The 24,202-nt window shown below is 55.2% G+C and carries 23 protein-coding genes; 9 read left to right on the top strand and 14 right to left on the bottom strand.

From position 1 onward, the window contains the following. Positions 1 to 34: 34 nt before the first annotated feature. Positions 35 to 1,801 (top strand): hypothetical protein, encoded by a 1,767-nt coding sequence (locus tag D9N13_RS14610; protein WP_290591624.1) that lies wholly within the window; start codon positions 35 to 37, stop codon positions 1,799 to 1,801. Here D9N13_RS14610 and D9N13_RS14605 read toward each other — a convergent pair. After that, complete coding sequence (locus tag D9N13_RS14605) at positions 1,798 to 3,555, bottom strand: acyl-CoA dehydrogenase C-terminal domain-containing protein (protein WP_290591622.1); 1,758 nt, start codon at positions 3,553 to 3,555, stop codon at positions 1,798 to 1,800. The two genes, D9N13_RS14610 and D9N13_RS14605, sit on opposite strands and share 4 nt — an antisense overlap. Before the next feature lie 182 nt (positions 3,556 to 3,737). On the opposite strand from D9N13_RS14605, the gene D9N13_RS14600 reads away from it, so the two are divergent. Further along, positions 3,738 to 5,168, top strand: coding sequence for a short-chain fatty acyl-CoA regulator family protein (locus D9N13_RS14600; protein WP_290591620.1), 1,431 nt, complete (start codon positions 3,738 to 3,740; stop codon positions 5,166 to 5,168). A gap of 8 nt (positions 5,169 to 5,176) precedes the next feature. On the opposite strand, the gene D9N13_RS14595 is transcribed toward D9N13_RS14600, so the two are convergent. After that, complete coding sequence (locus D9N13_RS14595; RefSeq protein WP_290591618.1) at positions 5,177 to 6,958, bottom strand: response regulator; 1,782 nt, start codon at positions 6,956 to 6,958, stop codon at positions 5,177 to 5,179. A gap of 151 nt (positions 6,959 to 7,109) precedes the next feature. On the opposite strand from D9N13_RS14595, the gene D9N13_RS14590 reads away from it, so the two are divergent. Next, positions 7,110 to 8,339, top strand: coding sequence for a hypothetical protein (locus D9N13_RS14590; RefSeq protein ID WP_290591617.1), 1,230 nt, complete (start codon positions 7,110 to 7,112; stop codon positions 8,337 to 8,339). Next, positions 8,339 to 8,797, top strand: coding sequence for a hypothetical protein (locus D9N13_RS14585; RefSeq protein ID WP_290591615.1), 459 nt, complete (start codon positions 8,339 to 8,341; stop codon positions 8,795 to 8,797). The genes D9N13_RS14590 and D9N13_RS14585 overlap by 1 nt, the downstream gene beginning before the upstream one ends. 54 nt (positions 8,798 to 8,851) lie before the next feature. Here the strand turns inward: D9N13_RS14585 and rplS are convergent, their stop codons facing one another. The 5 genes from rplS to ffh form a co-directional block, all read right to left on the bottom strand. After that, positions 8,852 to 9,208 carry a 50S ribosomal protein L19 gene (gene rplS, locus D9N13_RS14580; RefSeq protein ID WP_290591613.1) on the bottom strand — a complete coding sequence of 119 codons (357 nt, stop codon included), beginning with the start codon at positions 9,206 to 9,208 and terminating at the stop codon, positions 8,852 to 8,854. A 72-nt stretch (positions 9,209 to 9,280) separates the two neighbouring features. After that, entirely contained in the window at positions 9,281 to 10,039 is a 759-nt protein-coding gene (gene trmD, locus D9N13_RS14575; protein ID WP_290591611.1) for a tRNA (guanosine(37)-N1)-methyltransferase TrmD, read from the bottom strand. A gap of 8 nt (positions 10,040 to 10,047) precedes the next feature. Then, on the bottom strand, positions 10,048 to 10,566 hold the full coding sequence (gene rimM, locus D9N13_RS14570) for a ribosome maturation factor RimM (RefSeq protein WP_290591609.1): 519 nt from the start codon (positions 10,564 to 10,566) through the stop codon (positions 10,048 to 10,050). Positions 10,567 to 10,578: 12 nt separating this feature from the next. Next, positions 10,579 to 10,836 (bottom strand): 30S ribosomal protein S16, encoded by a 258-nt coding sequence (gene rpsP, locus D9N13_RS14565; RefSeq protein WP_290591607.1) that lies wholly within the window; start codon positions 10,834 to 10,836, stop codon positions 10,579 to 10,581. Between the two features lie 266 nt (positions 10,837 to 11,102). Next, positions 11,103 to 12,500 (bottom strand): signal recognition particle protein, encoded by a 1,398-nt coding sequence (ffh, locus tag D9N13_RS14560; protein ID WP_290591605.1) that lies wholly within the window; start codon positions 12,498 to 12,500, stop codon positions 11,103 to 11,105. Positions 12,501 to 12,629: 129 nt separating this feature from the next. Between ffh and D9N13_RS14555 the strand changes: the two genes are divergently transcribed. Both D9N13_RS14555 and D9N13_RS14550 read left to right on the top strand, forming a co-directional pair. Further along, on the top strand, positions 12,630 to 13,430 hold the full coding sequence (locus D9N13_RS14555; RefSeq protein ID WP_290593080.1) for an inner membrane protein YpjD: 801 nt from the start codon (positions 12,630 to 12,632) through the stop codon (positions 13,428 to 13,430). Positions 13,431 to 13,446: 16 nt separating this feature from the next. Beyond that, complete coding sequence (locus tag D9N13_RS14550) at positions 13,447 to 14,739, top strand: HlyC/CorC family transporter (protein ID WP_290591603.1); 1,293 nt, start codon at positions 13,447 to 13,449, stop codon at positions 14,737 to 14,739. On the opposite strand, the gene D9N13_RS14545 is transcribed toward D9N13_RS14550, so the two are convergent. From D9N13_RS14545 to D9N13_RS14515, 7 genes are all read right to left on the bottom strand, one after another. Further along, positions 14,720 to 15,580 (bottom strand): FHA domain-containing protein, encoded by an 861-nt coding sequence (locus D9N13_RS14545; protein ID WP_290591601.1) that lies wholly within the window; start codon positions 15,578 to 15,580, stop codon positions 14,720 to 14,722. The two genes, D9N13_RS14550 and D9N13_RS14545, sit on opposite strands and share 20 nt — an antisense overlap. Positions 15,581 to 15,710: 130 nt before the next feature. Then, complete coding sequence (gene rssA, locus D9N13_RS14540) at positions 15,711 to 16,679, bottom strand: patatin-like phospholipase RssA (protein WP_290591599.1); 969 nt, start codon at positions 16,677 to 16,679, stop codon at positions 15,711 to 15,713. After that, positions 16,679 to 17,707, bottom strand: coding sequence for an MBL fold metallo-hydrolase (locus D9N13_RS14535; RefSeq protein ID WP_290591597.1), 1,029 nt, complete (start codon positions 17,705 to 17,707; stop codon positions 16,679 to 16,681). Before D9N13_RS14535 ends, rssA begins: the two co-directional genes overlap by 1 nt. A gap of 8 nt (positions 17,708 to 17,715) precedes the next feature. After that, positions 17,716 to 18,897 carry a formate-dependent phosphoribosylglycinamide formyltransferase gene (gene purT / locus D9N13_RS14530; protein WP_290591596.1) on the bottom strand — a complete coding sequence of 394 codons (1,182 nt, stop codon included), beginning with the start codon at positions 18,895 to 18,897 and terminating at the stop codon, positions 17,716 to 17,718. 10 nt (positions 18,898 to 18,907) lie between these two features. After that, on the bottom strand, positions 18,908 to 19,108 hold the full coding sequence (locus D9N13_RS14525; RefSeq protein ID WP_290591594.1) for a DUF1289 domain-containing protein: 201 nt from the start codon (positions 19,106 to 19,108) through the stop codon (positions 18,908 to 18,910). Next, positions 19,092 to 19,625: a gamma carbonic anhydrase family protein gene (locus D9N13_RS14520; protein WP_290591592.1), complete on the bottom strand. Its 534-nt coding sequence runs from the start codon at positions 19,623 to 19,625 to the stop codon at positions 19,092 to 19,094. The genes D9N13_RS14525 and D9N13_RS14520 overlap by 17 nt, the downstream gene beginning before the upstream one ends. An 18-nt stretch (positions 19,626 to 19,643) precedes the next feature. Further along, positions 19,644 to 20,276 carry a CoA pyrophosphatase gene (locus D9N13_RS14515; protein WP_290591590.1) on the bottom strand — a complete coding sequence of 211 codons (633 nt, stop codon included), beginning with the start codon at positions 20,274 to 20,276 and terminating at the stop codon, positions 19,644 to 19,646. A gap of 452 nt (positions 20,277 to 20,728) precedes the next feature. On the opposite strand from D9N13_RS14515, the gene D9N13_RS14510 reads away from it, so the two are divergent. From D9N13_RS14510 to D9N13_RS14500, 3 genes are all read left to right on the top strand, one after another. Continuing rightward, positions 20,729 to 21,073: a DUF3135 domain-containing protein gene (locus D9N13_RS14510; RefSeq protein ID WP_290591588.1), complete on the top strand. Its 345-nt coding sequence runs from the start codon at positions 20,729 to 20,731 to the stop codon at positions 21,071 to 21,073. 66 nt (positions 21,074 to 21,139) lie between these two features. After that, positions 21,140 to 21,700 carry an NUDIX hydrolase gene (locus D9N13_RS14505; protein ID WP_290591586.1) on the top strand — a complete coding sequence of 187 codons (561 nt, stop codon included), beginning with the start codon at positions 21,140 to 21,142 and terminating at the stop codon, positions 21,698 to 21,700. A gap of 114 nt (positions 21,701 to 21,814) precedes the next feature. Beyond that, the gene (locus D9N13_RS14500) at positions 21,815 to 24,199 is read left to right on the top strand and encodes a hybrid sensor histidine kinase/response regulator (protein ID WP_290591584.1); all 2,385 of its coding nucleotides are present in this window, start codon (positions 21,815 to 21,817) and stop codon (positions 24,197 to 24,199) included. The last annotated feature ends 3 nt before the right edge of the window (positions 24,200 to 24,202 follow it).

The raw sequence follows: 24,202 nt of genomic DNA, 5'->3' as shown, positions 1-24,202 counted from the left end.
AAACGCCGCTAAGTGCTTTAGGTAGTCCCGCAGTATGTTTAGAAAACTGATCTTTTTTTCGGGGGCCGTTCTGGCCCTGAACAGCCATTCACTGATGGCGGATACATTCGACGATGCCGTCAATCTGTATCTGCAAGGGTTTGAATACTGCACCGATGCCAAGGATGCGTTAACGGCCAACAACGTACCCCGAGCCAAAGCAGCCCTGGATAAGTATGAGTCACTTAAACAAGAGGCCAGCGGCATCAACAGCACCATACTGTCCACCCAAAAACGTGGCATGGACAGCAACCTCAAGTTTTGTGAACGGGTGGCCACCGATATTGAAATCGCCATCGGCACCCCCATCCTGGATCAAGCCCTGGCCGCCTGCGATGAAGCCAAGAATCAGCTCAAGGCACAAAACCCTGAACAGGCCAACATTTCCTATCAGCGCTTTAACCGCCTGAAGCAGGAAGCACTGAGCACCTCCCCCAGCCTGAATGACCGGTTCAGCATTCGCAATCAAATTCGCAGCTGCAACAGGCTGGAGAAGAAAATTGCAGGCTTCAATGAAAAGCAGGAAGCCCTGGCACTGGCCATCGAAACCGTACTGGAGGAAAGTGAGGCCTATGCAACGTTGTGCCAAACCACACTGCAAACCACAAAGCCCACTGCCTTGAACGCTTCCAACCTGCAGGAAATAAAAAGCGCCGTTAATGCTGCGCAAAAACACCGCGCCGCCGTTATGGCAGAATCATTGGCCTTGGCAGAGATGGATAAAAACCCAGACGATCCCGGCACAATAAGCAAAAACCAATACCTGCAAGCGGGCGATCTTTGCCTGCAGAAATTGAACGCGCAGCTGAGCGGCCTCGAGTCATCCCTGGAATTGGCGCAAAAAGAACTCGATGAATACAACGGCGCCTTGAAACGAGCCAATTCCCAATGCGGGGCGGCACAGAAATTCCCGCTTGCGCAGGTGGATCAGGCGGCTTACGACAAAGCCCGCTCCCAGTACGAGTCTGCTATTCAAACGCGAAACAACGTTCGAGCGGCTCTGGCCAAAAACAATTATTACCAAGCAAACCAACAGACCGGAACAGCCCGCAGCATCGAAAAAAGCCTGGGTAATCTGAATACGTGCCTGGACCAAACCCGCTCACACGTGAGTGCTCTGTTCGGTGCCCTGCCCCTGAGCAAACCGCCCATAGCCAGCGTTGCCAAGCAAAAAGCGGCAGGCAAAACCGGCGGGGTGCCTCCCAGAAAAATTCATGGCAGTGTCAAAATGCTGAATACCACCCCGGAATTCATTGTTGCCTATATGGTGGACGGGTCCCGCCCTCTCCACGACGTTGAAATCGTGATTGATGCCTCTGGCTTTGATCAGCCGGTGTATTTCGTGGGCAGCGGCGAAACCTTTCGCATCAAGAGCAAAGATTTCGCCACCCACCGCATCTCTGCCAGCAGTGCTGCGCTGGATTTTGCCAATAACCTGGCCCGCGTACAGTCACGGCAATCCCGCCAGGCGAAGGTCACCTGGCCGGTCAACAACATGGTGCAAATCCGCAGTGACCGGGGTGATGTCGTGCCCAGCTACATCGCCAATATTCCTTCCAGCAAACCCAGCATCATCATGTTTGACTATGGCTCCGACACGGTCACGTTCGAACTGGATAATCCCAGCGAAGCGGCCATCGGTTATTTACTTGTGCCGGATTTCGACCCCCTGGAAATCAAGCTCTCTGAAGGGGAAATCAAGAGCCTGGCCATCACCCGCGACAACGAGCCCCTGGGCAGCGTGCTGCTGAAAGGCCTCTAGAACTCATCTGGCGCCAATGCCATCATATCGTCGGCGCCGCTGGCAAGCACCGCTATCAGGCTATCCACCCTGGGCAGGATACGATTGAAATAATAAGCACCGGTTTTGTGCTTGCTGCTGGCAGCGGTGGCCTTACTCATCATTTTGAGCCACATATAGCCATACGAGACATAGCCGACCACCTGTAAATAATCGCAGGCGGCCGCCCCCAACTCCAACAGCGATTGTTCGCCACTGGCAACCAGGGTGTCGGTCAGGTTCTGTAACTGGTCCGCCCGTTGCAATAATGCGGCGCCATAATGCTCAAGAGCACTACCCCCACTGGATCTGGCGCACTGCCTGATCTCATCCAGATACGCCTCCATCCACTCACCGCCATTAGCGAACACCTTGCGCTGCATCAGATCCATGGCCTGGATACCGTTGGTGCCTTCGTAAATCTGGGCAATCCGCACGTCACGTACCAACTGCTCCTGCCCCCATTCCCGAATATAACCGTGCCCACCGAACACCTGCTGGCCGAGCACGGTGCAATCCAGCCCCATGTCGGTGAAAAAGGCTTTTGCCACCGGCGTCAACAACGCAACCCGGGCCTGGGCCAATGCCCGCGTTTCATCATTGTCGGCATGCTTGGCGTGATCCAACTGCAATCCCAGATAAATGGCAAATGCCCGTCCTGCTTCGGTGAGCGACTTCATGTTCAACAGCATGCGGCGCACATCCGGATGCACAATGATGGGGTCAGCCGATGCGTTGCCACCGGACTCCGCCAATGATCGCCCTTGCAGCCGCTCCAGAGCATAACGAACAGCACTCTGATAAGAGGCATCACCACACCCCAGCCCCTGAATACCAATCGACAGGCGCTCGCAATTCATCATGGTAAACATGCACTGCAGTCCGCGGTTGAGGTCGCCCACCAGGTAACCCCGGGCAGCATCAAAATTCATCACGCAGGTGGCGGAACTCTTGATGCCCATCTTATGTTCCAATGCCCCGCAGCTGACACCATTTTCACCCTGCAGAGATCCATCTTCCGCCACGGCGAACTTGGGCACCAGAAACAGAGAAATCCCACGGGAGCCGGCGGGAGCATCAGGCAGTTTGGCCAGCACCAGATGCACGATATTATCCGCCAGATCATGATCACCCCCGGTAATAAATATCTTGGTGCCGGTGACCGAGTAACTGCCATCCGACAACGGCTCCGCCCGGGTACGAATCAACCCCAGATCGCTGCCGGCGTGGGGCTCCGTCAAACACATGGTGCCGGTCCAGCGGCCACTATATAGATTAGGCAGGTAGCGCTGTTTCAGGGCCTCGCTACCGTGGGCATCCAGCGCCAGACAGGCACCTGCGGTTAACGCCGGATACAGATTGAAGCCACTGTTGGCGGCGTACATCATTTCATCCACCAGCACTGCCAAAGACTTTGGCATGCCCAGCCCTCCGTAAGCGGGGTTTCCTGTCAAGGCGGATAACCCGGCCTCACTGAAGGCGGAGAAGGCCTCTGGGAACCCGGCTGGGGTCACCACCCTGCCCTGTTCCAACCTGACCCCTTCTTCATCCCCGCTGCGGTTCAGGGGGGCGATGGTGTTGGCTGCCAGCTTAGCCGCCTCCGCAAGCATTGCCCGCGCGGTATCCATATCCAGTACCCCCGCCAAATCCGGCCACTGCTGCCAATGCTGATGCGCTTCAAACACCTCGAACAATAGAAACTCCATATCCTGAAGGGGGGCTTGGTAGTGGGGCATAGGACACCTCATTTGAGAAATTTTGTGAACATTGCAAAGACCTGGTGGCGCAAATTATTGGAATCAATCAGAGAAAAAGCAAAGAAAACACCAGGGAAACGTGCTCACTTGCAAATACATTTGCAATTCCCTTTGTTTTTTTGCCAATATTGCAAATTCGCAAACCACACAAAGACCGCACTATGGGACAACGTAAACGCAAACTCTTCCTGGGCAGCAAACTGCGCCGCCTGCGGGAGCAACACCGCCTGAGCCAGGCCGAGCTGGCCAACAAGCTGGGGCTGTCCCCCAGCTACCTGAATCAGATTGAAAATGACCAGCGCCCCCTCACCGTCCAGGTTTTGCTGAAACTGGGAGGGGTGTTTGAAATCGATCTCACTCACTTTTCTGAGGAGGAGGACGACCGGTTGGTGGCGGAAATCAAGGACTGCCTGGAAGACCCCCTGTTTGAGAACGAGAAAGTGCTGTTGCCGGAACTGAAAGAGATTGTGACCCGGTCCCCCACCTTTGCCCGCCATTTTTTGAGCCTGTATCAATCCTACCTGCAAACCAAGCAGAACTACGTTGGCCTGGCAGAAGGCGTCACCGGGGACGAAGCTGTGCGCTCAATTGAGGGCCCACAGTTTCCCTACGAGGAAACCCGGGATTTTTTCTACTACCAGAACAACTATTTTGACAGCCTGGATCAGGCGGCGGAAACCCTGTTCAAACAGGAGTCCATGCACCACGGTGGCGGCGAAGGTCAGCTCATTGATTATCTGAAGCGCAAACACGATATTCACGTTATCGTTGACGCGGACAGCGAACGCCTGCGCCAGTTTGATGCCCGCAAGCGGCAGTTGGTGCTGTCCAAGCTGCTGTCACTGCGACAACGGATATTTCACCTGGCACACCAGATTTGCCTGCTGGAACATGCTGCATTACTGGACGACATTATTGCCAAAGCCCGTTTTACCAACCCGGAATCCAATGCGGTGTGCCGGGTGGGGCTGGCCAATTATTTTGCCGGGGCACTGCTCATGCCCTACGAGAATTTTCTGCAAAAGGCGCAACAGGAGCGCTACGACATCGAACGCTTGCAGATCCTGTTCAATGTCAGCTTCGAACAGATCTGCCATCGCCTCAGCACTCTGCAGCGGCCTTCCGCCAAGGGCATCCCCTTCTACTTCCTGCGGGTGGATGCCGCCGGCAATATTTCCAAGCGTCAAAGTGCCAGCAGCTTTCATTTTGCCCGGGTGGGCGGCGCCTGCCCACTGTGGAATGTGCATGAAGCCTTTGCCCAGCCCGGCAAAATACTGCGCCAGGTGGCGCAGATGCCCGATGGTAAAACTTACTTCTGCATTGCCCGCACCGTCAGCCGAACCGAGGGCGGTTTTCTGATGCCACAGAAAAACTTTGCCGTTGGCCTGGGTTGCGAAATCGCCCACGCCCCGCAATTGATTTACTCCGCCGGCATTGATCTTAATGACAAGGAAGCCGCAGTGCCCATTGGAGTCAGCTGCCGTGTTTGCGAACGCACAGACTGCCCGCAACGAGCGTTTCCACCCATCGGCAAAAAAATCCACATCGATGAAAATGAGCGCGAATTTCTACCCTATCGATTTGAATCCTGAGCTCCGCTTCAGGCGGCGCTGGACACATGCGCCCTGAGCTCTGACTCAATGTCATCCAGCGCCACAGGTTTCTTCAAATAACCATCCATACCGGATTGCAGGCACATTTTGCGGTCTGCCTCCATGGCATTGGCAGTGACGGCGATAATAGGAAGATTACAAATCGGCGCCTGCATCTCCCGCATTTTACGGGTGGCTTCAAACCCATCCATGATCGGCATCTGGCAATCCATAAACACCAGATCCACCGGCCGCTCCCCCACTCTTTCCAGGGCTTCCTTGCCGTTGTTTGCGGTAATCACATCGCACCCCAAACGCTTCAGGTAGCCCTTGATCACCATCTGATTAACCGGGTTGTCCTCCACCACCAACACCAAAGGCTGCTGCTCCACAATGGCGACATGAGTCTCAAGGGGGCCGGTATCAGCAGGGAAATCCGAGGCTTCGTATACGGGGAAGCAAAACTCCACTGACAGCCCGCCACCGGCGCGGTTTTCCAGGTAAATGGTGCCGCCCAGCAGATTGGCGATAGCCTTACAGATGGACAGCCCGATGCCCATACCCTGGAATTGGCGCCGAAAAGATCCATCCAACTGCTGAAATGGCTTAAATAAATGCTTGATAAGGTGTGGCTCGATTCCGGGGCCGGAATCCTGTATCACCACACTGATACGATCGGGTCGGTGGTTTGCCCCCGCAATACGGGAAACGGAGATCAGTACCGAGCCTTGTGAAGAAAACTTAATGGCGTTGCTGAGCAGGTGCCGGATAACGTGAACGGTTTTTTTCTCATCACAGACCAGGGTACGATCCACCACCTCATCCAGGTGGCACTCAAGGGTCAGGCCTTTGCTTTCCACATCAACCTTAGCGACCGCCACCAGTTTCTCTATGAAAGGGCGCAAGCACAGCGGTGCCAGTTGCACTTCACCGCGCCCGGACATGATTTCACTGAGCTCCAAAATGTCATCAATGGACATCAGCATGGTATCCGCTGACCGGGAAGCCGCCTCCAACCACACTTGTTGATCCGGGCTCAACTCCACTTTTGAAAGCAAATTGAGTGATCCAATGATCCCGTTCATGGGGGTGCGCATCTCGTGACTGATGGTGGCCAGAAACTCATCCTTCAGGCGATTGGTGCGATTGATCTCGCGCAACACCCTCACTGAAATAATCCAGGCCAGTACCAGCAAGGCCACAATAACGAAAGCGCCCAACAGGGCACCAAACAGATTGGCCTGCTTCACGGCAGCATCGGTTTTCCGCAATAACAGGGCGAAACTTTGTTGCCGCTCCGCCAGGGTTCGATCCAGAATGGCCATCAGGCCATCGTAGATCTGATGGGAACGATCAATTCTGATCTGAAAACGCTGCAACTGATCCGGATATTCAATCAACTCCTGAGCCAGCCCCCGCGAGATATCGTAGTAGTTACGAAATACGCCACCTACGTTTGCAGTCAATGTGGTCATTTCGGCATCCAGTTCAGACAACGCATCCAGGCGCCGCTGCACCTGACGCGCAACCTCCTCAGAATCCTCCAGCATGAACGCATCCTCAAGCGCTACCGCGGAGGTCATGATCTCGCGCAGCACCTGAATATCGCGCTTTAAGGCCCGCACCTGCTCAATCACCGGATGTTGCTTATTGAGCAGCTCGTCCAAACGCCGCTCGTTCTGGCCCGCCATCAACACATTGGTCAGCAGGTAACAGAAAAATCCCACCCCCCCAATCAGGGCGATAGACAGAATGTACAATCTAATTTTGGCGTTTTGATTGAATCTCACTGCGCCCACCAGCCATGCCTGGCTTCAGCCTGCTCAACCCTAATTCTAGCAGCCCGATGATCTTTATCCTGTTTCTTGCACCTGCCGCCGCCATCACGGCAGGATTTGACTATGCTTAGGGAAGGAACCAGAAAAATCATAAGGGCAGGCTGTGCGGGTACTCTTTTCAGCGCTTATTTTAACAGTCGCAAGCAACTGTTTTAGTGAGCAAAATTGGCAATTTTCCGGATTTGGATCAATTGGCGTCGGCAAAGTTAACCGGGAGAACTTCCAATTCGGCGAAGCCGACGATAACTGGGATTTCGACAATGACACCCGGCTCGGCGTACAGTTACAGGGCAACCTGACAGAACAACTGTCCTTCACCACACAGGTATCCAGCTCCGGGCTGGCACTGGGAGGCAATGAATCCTATACCCCTCAGGTACAATGGCTCTTCTTAAGCTACCAGGCCTCACCCAATCTCCAACTGAGGTTGGGGCGTGTGCGTTCCTCCCATTATATTTACTCCGGCACACGGGATGTGGGGTACTCCTACCCTTGGGCCCGCCCTCCCATCGATGTTTACGCTTACCTTTTACAACCCCTGGGTAACATCGACGGCGGCGACCTGCTCTACACCCTGGACCTGTCCGACGAGCTGGAACTGGACCTCCAGCTGTTTGCCGGCGAAGTGGAGGGCGAAATCCGCGATGTTACCGTGGATGCAAGCCCCACCTACGGCACATCTCTGACCCTGCGTTCGTTGAACTGGTTACTGCGTTACAGTTTCCATGTGGAGCACACCAACATTTCATCAGAGAGCCTGAAAGAGGTCGAAAGCTATTACAAGGATTTCACGGCGCTCACCGGAGACCCCATATTCGAGGCAATCGGCTCATCGCTTTCCGCAGCCGGCACCAACTACCAATACCATGCAATTGGCGGACAATGGGATATTGAGCAATGGGGCGTGATTGCCGAGAAGTACTGGATACTGAGCCCCGACTCCGGCTTTGCCAACGATTCGGATGGCTGGTACCTGTCCCTGCTCTACCATTTCGAAAAGCTGACACCCTATGGTGTGTTGAGCGCGTACGACAACACACTGAACAAGTCCGCTTTGCCGCTGATCGATGAGGCGCTGGCCAATTACCCAGTGCCGCCATTCACCACGGTGCTGGAGGGCACCCGGGATTCCATCCAGAGTTTCAAGGCCAAGGAGCGCAGCATCACCCTGGGCATACGCTACGACTTTATGCCCAACACCTGCATCAAATTCGAGGCTCAGCGTTTCAATTTCCTGGCGGGCTCCACCGGGCAGGGCTTTCCCCTGAATGACGAACGTGCTCCACCGGACAGCGCCACGTTATTCACCGTGGTGATGGATGTGGTGTTTTGATGGGACAGCTCATTCGATCCACCTCATTACAATTGATCATTGGGCTGAGCGTTATGCTGTGTGCCGGCCTGTGCAGGGCCGACATTTTTGTGGTCACCAACCAGGACAACCCGGTGCAGCAACTAACCACCAAGGAGGTGCGAAAAGTATTTCTGGGACGACTCCACCTCTACCCCGGGACGGAGCACGAACCCGTGGCCATTGACCAGTCTCAGACCAGCGACCTGTACCGCACGTTTTACGAGAAAATCATTGGCATTTCCCTGCCCAAACTGAAGCGCTATCGCGCGTACTACCTGTTCAGCGGCAAGGGTAAAATCCCCTCAGAGGTGACATCCCAGCAAGCGGTGGTGGACGCCGTTCTGCGCTCCACCTACGCCATCGGTTACCTGAAAAACCCCGGTAAAAACACCCTGCAGCAGGTTAAAGTTCTGTACCGGTCCCCGCTGGAGGACTAGACAAAAAAAAGCGCCCCGGATGGGGCGCTTTGATCTGGCGGCGATAAAACCCGATTAATTGAGTTTTTCGCGAATACGGGCAGACTTACCAGTGCGCTCGCGCAGGAAGTACAGCTTGGCACGACGAACCGCACCACGGCGCTTCACAGTAATGCTGTCCACCAGCGGGCTATGGGTCTGGAAAGTACGTTCAACGCCAACGCCGTTGGAAATTTTGCGCACGGTGAATCCGGAATTCAGGCCACGATTGCGCTTACCAATTACCACACCTTCGTAAGCCTGCAGACGAGTACGGTCACCCTCCGTTACCTTCACGTTGACAACGACAGTGTCGCCGACGCTGAACTTGGGCAGGTCCTGCTTCATTTGCTCGTTTTCCAGTGCCTGGATGATTTTGTTTTTACCACTCATGAGAGTTTCCTCAATGTTCGCGCCAGAGGTAGGGCCGAATCGGCACTACATTCACGTCGTTAATAAAACCGTTCAGGACAAGCCATGCTCACCCTTGTATTCGTTTAACAGCTGCTGCTCCTCTTTGCTCAGAGGCCTGCTGTGGAGCAAATCCGGACGCCGCTGCCAGGTTCTGCCCAACGCCTGCTTCAGGCGCCAGCGCCGAATTTCAGCGTGATGGCCACTCAACAGCACGCTGGGTACCGGGCGGCCCTGATAATCCTCCGGCCTGGTATAATGCGGGCAGTCCAGCAAACCCTGAAAGAACGAATCTTCCGCCGCTGAATCCTTGTGCCCCAGCACACCGGGCAGTAAACGTACCGTGGCGTCGATCATGGACATCACCGGCAATTCACCACCACTGACCACGTAATCGCCGATGGACCATTCTTCATCCACCGCCATCTCAATCACGCGCTCATCAATACCTTCATAGCGGCCACACAGAAACACCACGCCCTGTTGTTCGCTGAACGCCTGAGCCGCCTGCTGATCGAACGGCTTGCCCTGAGGCGATACATACACCACTTTGGCCTTGTCCACCCCTGCGGCCTGCAATCGGGACCTGGCATCCGCCACGGCCGCCAGTAAAGGTTCCGCCAGCATCAACATGCCGGGGCCACCGCCGTAGGGTCGTGCATCCACGGTGCGATGCACGTCCTGGGTATAATCCCGGGGATTATGATAACCCAGCGCCACCAGGCCGTTTCTAACTGCGCGTCCGGTGACGCCGTATTCGGTGATGGCTTGAAACATCTCCGGGAACAGGGTGACAATCTCGTACCTTGCCAAACAGGGCACTAGAATTCCTTATCCCAGTCCACAGTCATGGTCCCGGCCCCCAGATCCACGCTGTGCACCACATCCTCCCAGACATAGGGGATCAGGCGCTCCTGTCGGTCGATGCTGTCAGCGGTGGCTTTCACCACCATCACATCATTGGAGCCGGTCTCGAACAGGTGACTGATTTTACCCAGACAGTCACCCTCGAGCGTTGTTACAGTCAAACCCTCCAGGTCGGACCAGTAGTAATCCTGGCCCTGGAGATCCGGCAGCTGCTCACGCTTGATTGCTAATTCACACCCAGTGAAAGCCGGTACCTGATCGCGGTTGTCGCAACCTGCAATCTTGGCCACCAACCCCTTTCCATGCCGCTGAACACCTTCAACGTGAATAGGCTGCCAGTTACCCTCTCGCTGAATCCAGAGCGGGTTATAGTTACTGATATTGTCCATGGGTTGAGTATGTGAATACAGTTTCATCCAGCCCTTGATCCCATATGGACCAAGCAGTTTTCCCACCACAACCCAGTCGGACATCACAACCACTGCTTACGCAGCAGCGGCTGCTTTTTTCGCTTCTTTAACCAGAGACGCCACGCGATCGGAAGTCTGGGCACCCAGACCAACCCAATGCTCGATGCGTGCCAGATCCAGGCGTACACGCTCTTCCTGGCCACGGGCCTGAGGGTTGAAGAAACCAACACGCTCAATGTAACGGCCATCACGGGCATTACGGCTGTCGGTTACAACCAGGTGGTAGAAAGGACGTTTTTTGGAGCCGCCACGAGTCATTCGAATGGTTACCATGTATCGATTTCCTTCTTACAATCAATTTGTTCAGCGTTTTTAACGTAAAAGCAGGCTCCTGATTCGCCCTTCAGCGCTCAGTAACCTACTGAATTCTTTGCTCTTTTCAAGAGCTGCTCAGCTAATATGGCAGCCTCGTTCCCAAGCCTCTGCCGGAAATTGAGGGTGTGCAGGGCAAGGGAGGCGCAGGATTTTACGGGAATTCCATGACAAATGAAAGTGTTTTGGGGAGCCGGGTTCAAAGCCCCCCACACCGGGTCGAGCGTTTACATTTTAAAGGGCGGCATACCACCACCGCCACCGGGGAAACCGCCCCCACCCATCATCCCTTTCATGCCGCGCATCATGTTCTTCATGCCGCCTTTGCCGGACATCTTTTTCATCATCTTCTGCATCTGCTTGTGCTGCTTCAACACCCGATTGATGTCCGGGATCTGGGTGCCGGAACCCGCTGCGATGCGCTTTTTGCGCGAACCGTTGATGACATCCGGAAAGCGGCGCTCGTGGGGTGTCATGGAGTAGATGATGGCTTCCATCCGCGACAGTTCCTTATCCGCCACACCGCCCTGCTGGGCCATCTGTGCCATGCCGCCCATGCCCGGCAATTTGTCCAGCATGCCGGCCATGCCGCCCAATTTTTTCATCTGTTGGAACTGCTCCAGCAGATCTTCCAGATCAAAGCCCTTACCCTTCTTGAGCTTCTTGGCCAGTTTATCGGCTTTATCCTTGTCCAGCTTGCGTTCTGCTTCTTCCACCAGGCTCAGCACATCGCCCATGCCGAGAATCCGGGACGCTATCCGATCCGGATAGAAGGGTTCCAAGGCATCCGTCTTTTCGCCCATACCGATGAATTTGATGGGTTTGCCGGTAATATGCCGCACCGAGAGGGCAGCACCGCCACGGGCATCACCATCGGCCTTGGTCAGCACCACGCCGGTCAGCGGTAACGCATCATTGAAGGCCTTGGCGGTATTGGCGGCGTCCTGACCGGTCATGGAATCCACCACAAACAAGGTTTCCACCGGTTTTATGGCACTGTGCAGTGCCTTGATCTCGTTCATCATGTCTTCATCGATGGCGAGACGGCCGGCGGTATCGATGATCACCACATCCGCATGCAGCTTACGGGCTTCACCAATGGCTCGGTTGGCAATGTCCACCGGGTTTTCTTCCGTGGAGGACGTCACAAACAGCGCCCCCACTTCGCCGGCCAGGGTTTCCAATTGCTTGATAGCGGCTGGTCGGTACACATCGGCACTGGTTACCAGCACCTTTTTCTTTTCCCTTTCCTTCAGGTACTTGGCCAGCTTGCCCACCGTGGTGGTTTTACCCGCCCCCTGCAGGCCCGCCATCAGAACCACCGCCGGTGGCTGCACATTCAATTTGAGGGCGTCGTTGGCATCCCCCATCATGTGCACCAGTTCCTGGTTCACGATCTTGATGAACACCTGGCCCGGGCTCAGGCTCTTCATGACCTCCTGCCCGATGGCACGCTCCTTCACCTTGTCGATGAATGCCTTCACCACCGGCAGGGCAACGTCTGCCTCCAGCAAGGCCATTCTGACTTCCCGCAGGGTCTCTTTGATGTTGTCCTCGGTGAGACGCGCCTTGCCGGTTACACTGCGCAGGCTGCTACTGAGGCGTTCGGTCAGGTTATCAAACATAATTCTGTCTTCATTGGCTGCTAAAAACTTGAACTGGCAAGTATAACGCAGCCAGTTTCATTATTGACAGCCTTGTGAGAAACTTAGCCCTTAAACGAAACCGGTAAGGAGCAACACCGCGCCGTGAGTATGGCGACCGTTGCAGGCATTCTGGCCTGCCTTTGCTACGGCATATCCACCGTACTGATAATCAAAAGCCTCAAGACCGATGTTCCGGTTAATCGCCCCGCCCTGCTGGGGACGGCAACGGTGGGCCTGATCCTTCACGCCTATTTTCTGTACGGTGCGCTGCTGCAGGCAAACGGCATTCAGCTGGGGGTGACCACCATGGCGTCCCTGTTTGCCCTGGTCCTGGCCGCCACCGGGACCGCTGTTGCCTATTTCCGCCACATTGAATCACTGCTGGCCCCGGCTTACCCCACGGCCATTGTCGGGCTGTTGATTGCCCTGCTGTTTAACGACCACCTGATCCCCAATCCACACCTGGGGCGGGGTGTCATTGCCCATATACTGTTATCCATATCCGCTTATTGCGTGCTGGCGCTGGCGCTGTCACAGGCCATTTTGCTGTGGATTCAGAACTATCAACTGAAGCATCGACACCTGCACGACGTGATTAATTTGCTGCCCCCCATTCAGACCATGGAAAGCACCCTGTTCGATCTCATTTCCATCAGCATGGTTCTGCTCACCCTGGCCATCGGCACCGGCTTTATCTTCGTGGACGATTTTTTCGCCCAGCACCTGCTTCACAAAACGGTGTTTGCCCTGGGGGCCTGGGCGGTACTCTGGCTGTTGCTGTTCGGGCGCAACCTGTGGGGCTGGCGTGGTATGGTGGCGGTGAAATGGACCATGACCGGATTCGTGCTGCTCACCCTGGGCTATTTCGGCTCCAAGGTGATGCTTGAAGTCATTCTGAATCGCGTATAACAGGCTAAAGATTCCCTTGAACGACATACCCATATCCATATTGTTCAGCATTCTGGGCGTTTTGATACTCCTGTCTGCCTTCTTTTCCAGCTCGGAAACCGGAATGATGTCCCTCAACCGCTACCGTCTGCGGCATCAGGTGAAGAGCAAGGATCGCGCGGCCATGCGGGTGGATGACCTGCTGAACCGGCCGGACCGGCTGATTGGCGTGATCCTGATCGGCAACAATTTCGTCAACATACTGGCATCGTCCATCGCCACCATCATCGCCATGCGCCTGTGGGGCGATGGTGGCATTGCCATCGCCACCGGTGTCCTGACCCTGGTGATTCTGGTGTTTGCCGAAGTGACACCGAAAACCCTGGCCGCACTGAAACCGGAAGCCATTGCCTTTCCTGCCAGTCTGATTCTGAAGCCCCTGCTGACGCTGCTCTATCCCTTTGTGTGGCTGGTGAATGCGATCAGCAACGGCCTTCTGCGGTTAGTGGGTGTCAATGCCGAAGAAATCGGCAGCGATCACCTGAGCCGGGAGGAATTGCGCACGGTGGTAACCGAATCCAGCGCCATTTTGCCCAAGCGCCATAAGGGGATGCTGCTCAGCATCCTGGACCTGGAAGAGGTCACTGTTGACGACATTATGATCCCCAAGCATGAGGTCATCGGCATTGATCTGGACGAAGATACCGACGACATCATCAAGGCTTTGCAGTCAACCCAGCATACCCGCCTGCCGGTCTTTAAATCCGACCTGAACTCGCCGGTGGGAGTGCTCCACCTGCGTAAAATCAGCCGCCTGCTGATGGACGACGACCTGAACAAGGCCAAAATTATGCAGCAGGCGGTGGAGCCCTATTTTGTGCCGGAAGGCACACCACTGCATGTACAACTGGTGAATTTTCAGAAAGTGAAACGCCGCATGGGCTTTGTGGTGGATGAGTATGGCGATGTGCAGGGCATCGTAACCCTGGAGGACATTCTGGAGGAAATCGTTGGGGAATTTACCACTGACTATGCCGCCAGCAGCCAGGATATCCATCCCCAGGAAGACGGCTCTTACATCATTGACGGTATGGCCACCATTCGCGATATCAACAAGGCGTTGAAGTGGCATCTGCCCACCAAGGGGCCAAAGACTCTGAACGGGCTGATCACCGAGCATCTGGAAACCATTCCCGAACACAACCTGTGCTTCACCATCGGCAACTACCGTTTTGAAACCATGCAGATCAAAGACAACCTGGTTAAAACCGCCCGCGTTGCCAGCACCAAAAGCAGCGCCAAAAAGAAGGCTATTTCGGTAACACCATAAACCCCACAGCGGCGGCGACAATCACTATCACCACCACGACACCGATGATCAGCGGGGCCTTGCTCTTGGGTGCCGGCGCCGACACATGCTGCTCCACTGCAGAACTGGTTTTTGGAATAGAGGGTGTGACAGGTTTCGCCGCTGCAGGTGCCGCCCGGGGAATAGGCGCCGCCCGGAACACCGTCGCCTCATCATCGTCCTCATCCGCTTCCACGGCATTGGTGGCCCCCAAGGGCCCGGCCACCAGAAACGTCAAATGGTCGAAACTGATTCTGTCACCGGGCTTCAACACCTGCTCACCGATGGTTTGCCCGTTGACACAGGTACCATTGGAGGACTGCAAATCCACCAGCCGCAGTACACCACCCTTCAGGTTGATCTCGGCATGCCGCCGGGACATATGGGCGTCACTGATCTGGATGTCACAGCTACTGGAGCGGCCAAACACCATGGAACCGTGAATAGCAATGCTTTTGCCCTTCAAAGGGCCGGACAGGGCCATGATGCTCCAGTCAGAACGGGCAGGCGTTGCCGGCTCCGCTTTGTCGGCAGCGGTTTTCGGCTCGATAATCACCAGCTCAACGTTGGCCAGCTTGATCGTATCCCCGGCCCGCAACTGAAAGTGCGCTTTGATCTTGTTGCCGTTAACACTGGTGCCCTGGTAACTGCCCAGATCCGACAGGTATAACGCGTCACCATCCTTGCGAATTTCCGCATGCTGCGGCTCAATCCCCTCTTCCTTAATCACAATGTGATTCTTGGGATCGGAACCGATAGTGGTTACCGACTCCACCAACCAAACGGCAGGCTGACGTTGATCCTTGAATTGCAGCTTTAACATGACCTGAATTGCGCTCCCTGTTAACGCGGGCTGGTTTCACTGGCTGACGGCTAAAGGTGTAAATCCCTGATTAATAACAACAGTATAGATCGACTGCTTGGAAAGCAAAGTGGAATTCGGAAAGCCGTTCTCATTGGGATACACGGATATCTTCTCCCAGCAGGTTTTGCAGTTGACGCTCCGCCAGGCGCACGGTTTTCTCCCCTTCGGCGATGGCCTCCTCGGCACGGTAAAACTCCATCAATCCGATATGCACCAAGCGGGGGCTTAACACCAGATCAGCAGGATCCCCCGCCATGCGGCTGCGGGTAATGCGATCCTGCATGATATTGAGCGACGTTGCCACCACCTCCATCATGCCGGGCGTGGTGTCCGCAGCACTTGCGGTATCTTTGGAACCACTGTCACTGAACATCTGCGACACCTTTTTAAAGAAGTCAGACTCCGCAAGCCGGATCTGCTTTTGATCCTCACTCTCCGGTGGCTTGGTGCTCTGTTCGGTAAATTCGTCGCCCACACGGCGGGCACCGCGCATATGCTTACCCACGATCTCGGTATTCAGGTTCACCGCAATCACCACATCAGCCCCCATGGCCCGGCACAGGGACACCGGCACCGGGTTAACCAGGCCGCCGTCCACCAGATAGCGCCCGCTGCTGGTTCGATAAGGCGTGAACAAACCAGGCAGGGAAATGGACGAGCGAATGGCCTCCGCCAGGTGGCCGTGCTGCAGCCAGATTTCCCGCCCGGTCTCCAGGTCAGTGGCCACAGCAGCGAAGGACTTGTCGAGCTGCTCGAAGGTTAAATCGGGCATATTGTCTTCAAAAAACTGAAACACCTTACGGCCTTCTATCAGGCCGCCACTGAATTTAACATCCAGCAAGCTCACCACATCCCGCCACCCGAGCCCCACCACCCAGTCCTCCAGCGCCTGCAGCTGATTCGCCGCGTAGCAGGCGCCCACCAAAGCGCCAATGCTGGTACCGGCCACCACATTGGGTTCGATACCCATGGTTTTCAATTGTTTGAGCACACCGATGTGAGACCAGCCACGGGCAGAACCACTGCCCAGGGCGATACCAATTTTCAGGGGAGGCATTATAAAGACTCCTGTAATGACAAGACCGCACCGCGCCCGGGTAGATACACCGGCACGTCTGCGGGCAACACTGTTTCGATTTTTCGCACCAGCGCCTTCAGGTCCAAACCGGGCACAGGCTGAGTCACAGCCTGGGAATAGTCATCCCAAAACACATCCCAATGCAATAGTACAACCTGCCGGGGCTGCAAAACGCGCAGCAATGACACCGGATAATCCTGCAGGCGATTGTGGTTGGCAACCCCTAACAGCGCCAGATCCACGGGTTTGCCGTCCTCCGGCAACCCGTGGGGAGGATAACCCTCCATGGGGTCTGCCGCCGAACTCTGATAATACACACGAAACCGGGTTTGCCCTGAAGCCAGAAAATCCAGCACAAAACTGAGGGTCTGCCCCGACTGCCAATCCATTACAGTACGGGGAGACTGCGCCAGTGGCTGGGTTATCCGATCGCTGTTGAACACCCGGCCCAACAGATGAGGCGCGTGGCCGGATAACAGGGGCATGATACGCAGGGAATCATTGATGGCAACCCAGTGACCTGCCTGCCCGTTCAGTGCCACCAGCCGGCCGGGATCGATCACCGACAGCAGTGAATTGCGCAAGGTTTCACTGCCGTACACCTTTACTGTCGAATCTACTTGCGCGGCAATGTAGGGCACATCCATTGCGTGATCATGATGGGCGTGCGCTACCAGAATGGCATCCAGATCATTGGTGGCCGGCAGATATCGATCAATGACATCCTCACGTACCACCAGATCCCGCAACAGAATCCAATCTTTTATGGGCGGGTTGGAAAAGAAAGGATCAGCCAGCACCGACTGACCGGCATTCTGCAGGTGGACACCACCGGCTCCCAGAAAAACCATATTGAGCCAGGCAGGGTCAGCGGGCTGCTCGGGATAGGGCCCGGCTGCAATGGGGATGATGGGGGGTGGTACGGTGAGTGATACGGTGTCAGATTGCTTCTCGCACCCCCACAGGCACAGTACCACGAGCAGGCCCAATGGCAGCAGCACCGGCACCGGACGGCCTACAGTGTCACCTCAACCGCTGCCGCCACCCGACAGGCCTTGCCCACAGCGGTCTCCACATCCGGTGCCAGCGCCAGCGCCACTCCCAGCCGGCGGCTGCCATCGATATCCGGCTTGCCGAACAAACGCAACTGCGTATCCGGCTCACGCAGGGCAGCGGTCAGGTTACCGTACTGCATGGTGGTGGATGTCCCCTTTACCAAAATCACTGCCGATGCCGCCGGTCCAAACTGCCGGATAACCGGAATGGGCAAGCCAAGAATGGCACGGGCATGCAAAGCGAATTCAGACAGGTCCTGGGAGATCAAGGTCACCATGCCGGTATCGTGGGGGCGAGGTGAAACCTCACTGAAAATCACATCATCGCCTTTCACAAACAACTCCACGCCGAACAGACCGCGGCCGCCCAACGCCTCGGTTATGGCAGCCCCCACCTGCTGGGCTTTCTGCAGTGCCGCCTCAGTCATGGGTTGCGGCTGCCAGGATTCACGGTAATCACCCTCTTCCTGGCGGTGCCCCACCGGTTCACAAAAGGTGGTGCCACCTTCATGGCGTACCGTTAACAGTGTGATTTCAAAATCGAAGTCAACAAAGCCTTCCACAATCACTTTGCCGGCACCGGCGCGGCCGCCCTGCTGCGCGTAGTCCCAGGCTTTATCGATGTCGGCCTGGTTTTTTACCGTACTCTGGCCTTTACCGGAGGAACTCATTATGGGTTTGACCACACAGGGCAGCCCCACCTGCTCAATGGCGGCCAGGTATTCCTCTTTGCTGGCGGCAAACTGATAAGGCGACGTTTTCAAACCCAGCTCTTCTGCCGCCAGGCGCCGAATACCCTCGCGGTTCATGGTCAGTTGGGTTGCCCGCGCGGTGGGCACCACGTTGAAACCTTCCCGCTCCAGCGCCACCAGGGTATCGGTGGCAATGGCTTCAATCTCGGGCACAATGTAATCCGGCTTTTCCTGCTCGATCACCGCTCGCAGGGCAGCGCCGTCCAACATGGAGATAACATGGCTGCGATGGGCCACCTGCATGGCCGGTGCATTGTCGTAACGATCCACGGCAATCACTTCGCACCCCAGGCGCTGCAATTCAATTACCACTTCTTTGCCCAGCTCTCCGCAGCCACACATCAGCACCCGGGTGGCGCTGGCAGAAAGCGGTGTTCCAATGGTCGTCATAGTCAGATCCTTATGCATTGCTCTGGCGCAACCGCGCTTCTACATTGCGCAAAATGTCGCGTTTACCCTCGTTGTCCACATAACCCCACTGGGTGATCTCCCGGCCAGAGCGCAGACAACCGATACACACGTCATCCTCGTCGAGGGCGCACACGCCCACACAGGGTGACAAGACTATCTCCGGTTTAACCTTACTACTGGAATCGTTCATCTGTCTGGAAGTCCCGCTGATACCGTTTAAAATTTTCCACGTAATGCAAAGCACTCATCTTGATGATCATCTCGTGCTTTTGGGTCAACTCTTTCACGACTTTGCCCGGCGACCCCAACACCATGCTGTTATCGGGAATGACCTTGCCTTCAGGCACCAGCGCATTGGCCCCGATAATACAGTTCTTGCCTATCTTGGCATTGTTCAACACCACGGCGTTAATACCGATCAGGGTGTTGTCGCCGATTTCACAGCCATGCAGCATCACTTTGTGCCCGACGGTGACCCCCTTGCCGATGTTCATGGGGATACCGGCATCGGTATGCAGTACCGAGCCATCCTGGATATTGGTACCCTCCCCGATGGTGATGGGGTCATTATCGCCACGCACCACACAGTTGAACCAGATGCTGGCGTTGTTTTCCAGAATAACAGAGCCGATCACCGTGGCATTGTGGGCAACAAAATAATCTTCACCCCGTATTTCAACCTGCTTTTCGCCCAACCGATAGATCATGTATTACCTCTTATGTTCTTATTCAACATTACGCGTATCACTGCCCTCGGTGCCGTTGCCGCCGATCACGTTCGGCATCACCAGTTCAAAACCGGTATCGAATATCCGATTGAAGCAATCGGTAATAAAGTACGCGGTCAAACCCCAGATTTCATAACCCTGGTAGTGATAGCAGGGGATACGATAGCGCACCCCCAGATACTCTTTTACGGTGAAATCCGGCGGCGGTGTTTCCAGAAAATAACGCAGCGGTACCCGGAAGATGCTGTCGATCTCATCCTCACTGGCTACCAACTCCAATTGGTGGGGAATAATACCGATTACGGGCACAACTTTCAGTCCCATTTTCGATACTGACTCGGGCATGGCCCCAACCAACTCCACCTGTTCCGGCGGCAGCCGGATCTCCTCGAAGCTTTCCCGCAGGGCGGTGTGGTAGACGTCATCGTCGTCCACATCCCGTTTACCACCTGGAAAAGCCACTTCGCCGGCATGACTGGTCAAATGATCAGCGCGCCGGGTTAAAATCACGTCCGGCTCCCGGTGATCGGTGATGGCAATCAACACTGCTGCGTGGGCATTGTTCAAGACATCAGCAGCGGGCAGATGCCGGGGGGCCTGTGTTCGAATTCGGGACAACCAGTCCGCCATGGTTCCTCCATACCGGTCAACCTGATGTGTACACTGACGTTCCTGTCCGAATATCGCAGGTGACTGAATTTTTTCAATTAAAGCATCAACATGCCGTGAAATGTGAACTGTTTCAAGGGGCAAACCTGCCCTATTGAGAACCAATCAATCTAACCGGAAACAAAATCACTACGCACTGATACAAAGTGTCTATGCCCAAAGTAAGCTGCTGTTTTTTCAGCCTTAGTCGCCAAGGTTATAAGGCAAAAGCTGCTAATAACGGGGGCTGGACAGAATTCGACCAAAAGGTCAAGGCTATACAAGCGGGGCTTTAAGGGTAGTATAGGATTCAGGGAATGCAAATTTTTATAACTTAATTAGTTATTGCGCATTCCAATGAACATTCATTTCACATTGGGGGCAGGAAGCCAATACACCCAGGCGTGATTGGTTAGCTGAAAGAGGTACGACCCATGAGCTACGATTTACCGGAGTTCGACAAGCTTAGGGAAATGGCGCAGCGTGATCCAGAGCAACTGGAGCGATTACGCATTGAACTATGCGACCGACTAATACAGGAAGCACCAGAGAAATACCGCCGTAAACTTCGCGGCCTGCAATTTCGCGTGGACATGGAGCGCCGCCGTGCCAAAAGCCCCATGGCAGCCTGCATCGCCATTTCCGGCATGATGCACGACTCGTTTGATCGCCTGCGTAACACCTTGAACGAAGCCGCCGGCAATGTAACGCCGGGCTATATGGAAAGCACCGCCGACGACGGTGAAGCAGCCAAGGTTTTACCATTCCGCCGCGCCTGAGAGCGTTGGGTTCTGAGCAGAGAACCCTTATACTGGCCATCGTGTTGAATGATGGTCAGTATAACGATGAAATATTGCAGTGAATGTGGATCCGAGGTTTCCTTTGTTATCCCCGAGGGCGATAACCGGGAGCGCCATGTCTGTGACCGTTGCGGTGTTATTCACTACATCAACCCACGCATAATCGCCGGAACACTGCCCGTGCACGAGGGCAGGATATTGCTCTGTCGTCGTGCCATTGAGCCCCGCAAAGGCTTTTGGACCCTGCCGGCAGGCTTTATGGAGAACGGTGAGACCAGTGCCGAAGCGGCCGCCCGGGAAACCATTGAGGAAGCCGAAGCCGAAGTGCGTCTGCACGGGCTTTATACAGTGTTCAATTTACCCCATATCAGTCAGGTATACCTGTTCTACCGGGCGGACCTGGTGGATGGGCAATACGGCGTCGGCGTTGAAAGCCTGGAAACCCGGCTGTTTGATGAGCAGGAGATTCCCTGGGACGAGCTGGCGTTTCCCACCATCCATCGCACGCTCCGGCACTATTTCAGAGACCGCAAGCTCGATCATTACCCTGTGCATTCGGAAGATCTGACTCCCCCCTATCGTAAACCGCAAACCGATTCACAATAATTTCAACGATCCCCGGGCAGCACCCAGCGCCACTGCTACACTCTTAACAGGTGCTGCACTTTAGATACGGGGCAGAATTTGCACTCTCGTGTTTTTCTAAAACTGATTAGTTTAATGCTGGCAACGCTGGTTACCTCAGCGGTGTTTGCATTCGACAACGTACACCCCATTGAACACATCACTCAGGGGGGATATGCCAATCAGTATTTCTCCCACCTGGAAGACGGCTCCTCCTCACTCACCATTGAATCCATGCTGGAAAACACCTACGAAGACCTGTTTTCTCCGGGCGCGGAAGAGGTGCTGAATCAAGGCTACTCAACATCTGCATTCTGGCTCCACGGCCGTTTTCGTGCAGGGGACAATGCGCCCCACAGTACCCGTTTTTTTGCTATTGAATATTCGCTGCTGGATAACGTTGAATTCTATGTGGTGAAGCAAGGCAAGGTCATCACACAATGGCTCACCGGCGATGCCCGCCCCTTCGACACACGCCCCATTGATCACACCTGGTTTCTGTTCCCGGTAGAATTTGCGGCCGGCGATACCCTGGACATTTACATCCGGGTGGAAAGCACCAGTTCGCTGCGCCTGCCCATCAGTATCTGGGAGCCCTCGGTTTTCTATGACCTGCAACGGCCCCGGCTGCTCACCGAGGGCGTTTATTTCGGCATCGTATTCCTGATGTTCTTCTACAACCTGTGCCTGCTGGCCACCGTACGGGATGTGTCCTATTTTTACTACATTACCTACATCCTGTCGCTGGCCACCTTCCAGCTCTGTATGACCGGTTACGGTTTCGAATACATCTGGCCGGATCATCCCCGCATCAATGAATTCATGCTGCCGTTTTCAGTGAGTGCGGTGGGCCTGTTTATCGTCGCCTTCGGCATGCGGGTGATGGACCTGCAGCGCAATTCCCAGTTGATGTATTACCTGTGCTGTATTCTCATGGTGCTGGAAGCCGCCTCTGCGCTGGTGTCGCTGGTGTTACCCTATGAGGTTGTCATCAGAACGGTGATTGCCCTGGCGCTGCTGGTGTCCGCCGTGATGCTGGTGGCCTCGGTACAGGAAAGCCTGAAGGGAAACCCCACGGCCAAGCTTTTCCTGCTGGCGTATTTCACGCTGCTGGCGGGTGCCGTGGCGCTGGCTTTCGCCTCCATGGGCTGGCTGCCGGCCAACTTCTTTACCATGAATTCGATGATGATCGGTTCGGCGGTTGAAATTGTGGTGTTGTCTTTCGCCCTGGCCGAGAGGTTGAACCAGATCAACAAAGAGAAAACCAAGATGGAGCGGGAAGCCAAGCAATATCTGGAGGACATGAATCAACACCTGCTGCAGACCAATCAGCTCAAGGACGAGTTCCTGGCCACCATCAGTCATGAATTGCGTACCCCGATGAACGGCGTGCTGGGCTGCCTGCAACATCTGCAGCAAAGCGGCCACAACGATAAGGCCAATCCCTATCTGAATTTTGCCGACCGCTCTGCCCGCCATATGATGATGATGGTGGACAGCCTGCTGGCTTACACCGAATTACAATCCGGCAAACTGACGGTACAAAATGAACCTCTGAAGATCCACGAACTGGTGGAACGCTGCCAGCAACTGTTTATCGACAGCTGTGACAAAAAAGGCGTGACCCTGCGGGTGGACATCAGTGAAGACACCCCCATGATCCTGTTTGGCGATCCCGCCCGCCTCAGTCAGGCCATCAACAACCTGCTGGATAATGCCATCAAGTTCACCCATGACGGGCACGTGGATGTGCAGATATCCAGTACCGCTATTCAACCGGAAAGTCGGCTGCTGCAATTGGAAATCCGGGTATCGGATACCGGCATTGGCATTGAGCAGGACAAACAGGAGCAGATCTTCGAAACCTTCCGCCGCGGCACGGGCAATGCCAAGCAGGGGTATGGTGGGCTGGGTATCGGGCTTTCGGTGGTAAAATCCCTGATGGACAAGATGGGCGGCAGCATTGGGTTTGTGTCACAACCGGGTATCGGTTCCACGTTCACCATGTCGCTGCCCTGTCACTACCAAACCAACGAGCTTACGCAGCGTTGCGATGCCCAGAACCAGACCCGATCCCGTGCCACCAAAACGCTTACCATTTTGGTGGTGGAAGACAATCCGGTGAACCAACTGGTGGTGAAAGGCCTGCTCAAGAAAAACGGTTACGATGTACTGAGTGCCAGCAATGGCGCCGAAGCCTTGGAAAAACTGGCGCATCACACTATTGATATGGTACTGATGGATTGCCAGATGCCGATTATGGACGGCTTTGAGACCACCCGCAGAATTCGCAACTCTGATCTGGATTACCAAAAAATACCCATCATTGCCGTCACCGCCAATGCCATGTCTGAAGATCGCCATCTGTGCATACAGGCCGGTATGAATGACTACCTGTGCAAGCCCATCGACGCCCAGATCCTCAATCGCAAGGTGATCTACTGGGCCAACCGGCCCGCCCAGACCCGGGCGGTGATTTAGAAC

It is taken from the genome of Ketobacter sp. GenoA1 (genome assembly GCF_003671475.1).
Lineage (GTDB): Bacteria > Pseudomonadota > Gammaproteobacteria > Pseudomonadales > Ketobacteraceae > Ketobacter.
Note: the sequence above shows the minus strand (reverse complement) of the source record. Positions and strands in the feature narration are given on the sequence as shown.

Excerpts from the sequence above, each read along its gene's own strand:
- ffh (WP_290591605.1), bottom strand. The coding sequence starts at position 12,500 with ATGTTTGATAACCTGACCGAACGCCTCAGTAGCAGCCTGCGCAGTGTA.
- D9N13_RS14520 (WP_290591592.1), bottom strand. The coding sequence starts at position 19,625 with ATGATCTATCGGTTGGGCGAAAAGCAGGTTGAAATACGGGGTGAAGAT.
- D9N13_RS14585 (WP_290591615.1), top strand. The coding sequence starts at position 8,339 with ATGGGACAGCTCATTCGATCCACCTCATTACAATTGATCATTGGGCTG.
- rplS (WP_290591613.1), bottom strand. The coding sequence starts at position 9,208 with ATGAGTGGTAAAAACAAAATCATCCAGGCACTGGAAAACGAGCAAATG.
- D9N13_RS14545 (WP_290591601.1), bottom strand. The coding sequence starts at position 15,580 with ATGTTAAAGCTGCAATTCAAGGATCAACGTCAGCCTGCCGTTTGGTTG.
- D9N13_RS14600 (WP_290591620.1), top strand. The coding sequence starts at position 3,738 with ATGGGACAACGTAAACGCAAACTCTTCCTGGGCAGCAAACTGCGCCGC.
- D9N13_RS14510 (WP_290591588.1), top strand. The coding sequence starts at position 20,729 with ATGAGCTACGATTTACCGGAGTTCGACAAGCTTAGGGAAATGGCGCAG.
- purT (WP_290591596.1), bottom strand. The coding sequence starts at position 18,897 with ATGACGACCATTGGAACACCGCTTTCTGCCAGCGCCACCCGGGTGCTG.
- D9N13_RS14610 (WP_290591624.1), top strand. The coding sequence starts at position 35 with ATGTTTAGAAAACTGATCTTTTTTTCGGGGGCCGTTCTGGCCCTGAAC.
- D9N13_RS14505 (WP_290591586.1), top strand. The coding sequence starts at position 21,140 with ATGAAATATTGCAGTGAATGTGGATCCGAGGTTTCCTTTGTTATCCCC.
- rssA (WP_290591599.1), bottom strand. The coding sequence starts at position 16,679 with ATGCCTCCCCTGAAAATTGGTATCGCCCTGGGCAGTGGTTCTGCCCGT.
- D9N13_RS14605 (WP_290591622.1), bottom strand. The coding sequence starts at position 3,555 with ATGCCCCACTACCAAGCCCCCCTTCAGGATATGGAGTTTCTATTGTTC.
- rpsP (WP_290591607.1), bottom strand. The coding sequence starts at position 10,836 with ATGGTAACCATTCGAATGACTCGTGGCGGCTCCAAAAAACGTCCTTTC.
- D9N13_RS14500 (WP_290591584.1), top strand. The coding sequence starts at position 21,815 with ATGCTGGCAACGCTGGTTACCTCAGCGGTGTTTGCATTCGACAACGTA.
- D9N13_RS14515 (WP_290591590.1), bottom strand. The coding sequence starts at position 20,276 with ATGGCGGACTGGTTGTCCCGAATTCGAACACAGGCCCCCCGGCATCTG.
- D9N13_RS14555 (WP_290593080.1), top strand. The coding sequence starts at position 12,630 with ATGGCGACCGTTGCAGGCATTCTGGCCTGCCTTTGCTACGGCATATCC.
- rimM (WP_290591609.1), bottom strand. The coding sequence starts at position 10,566 with ATGTCCGACTGGGTTGTGGTGGGAAAACTGCTTGGTCCATATGGGATC.
- D9N13_RS14525 (WP_290591594.1), bottom strand. The coding sequence starts at position 19,108 with ATGAACGATTCCAGTAGTAAGGTTAAACCGGAGATAGTCTTGTCACCC.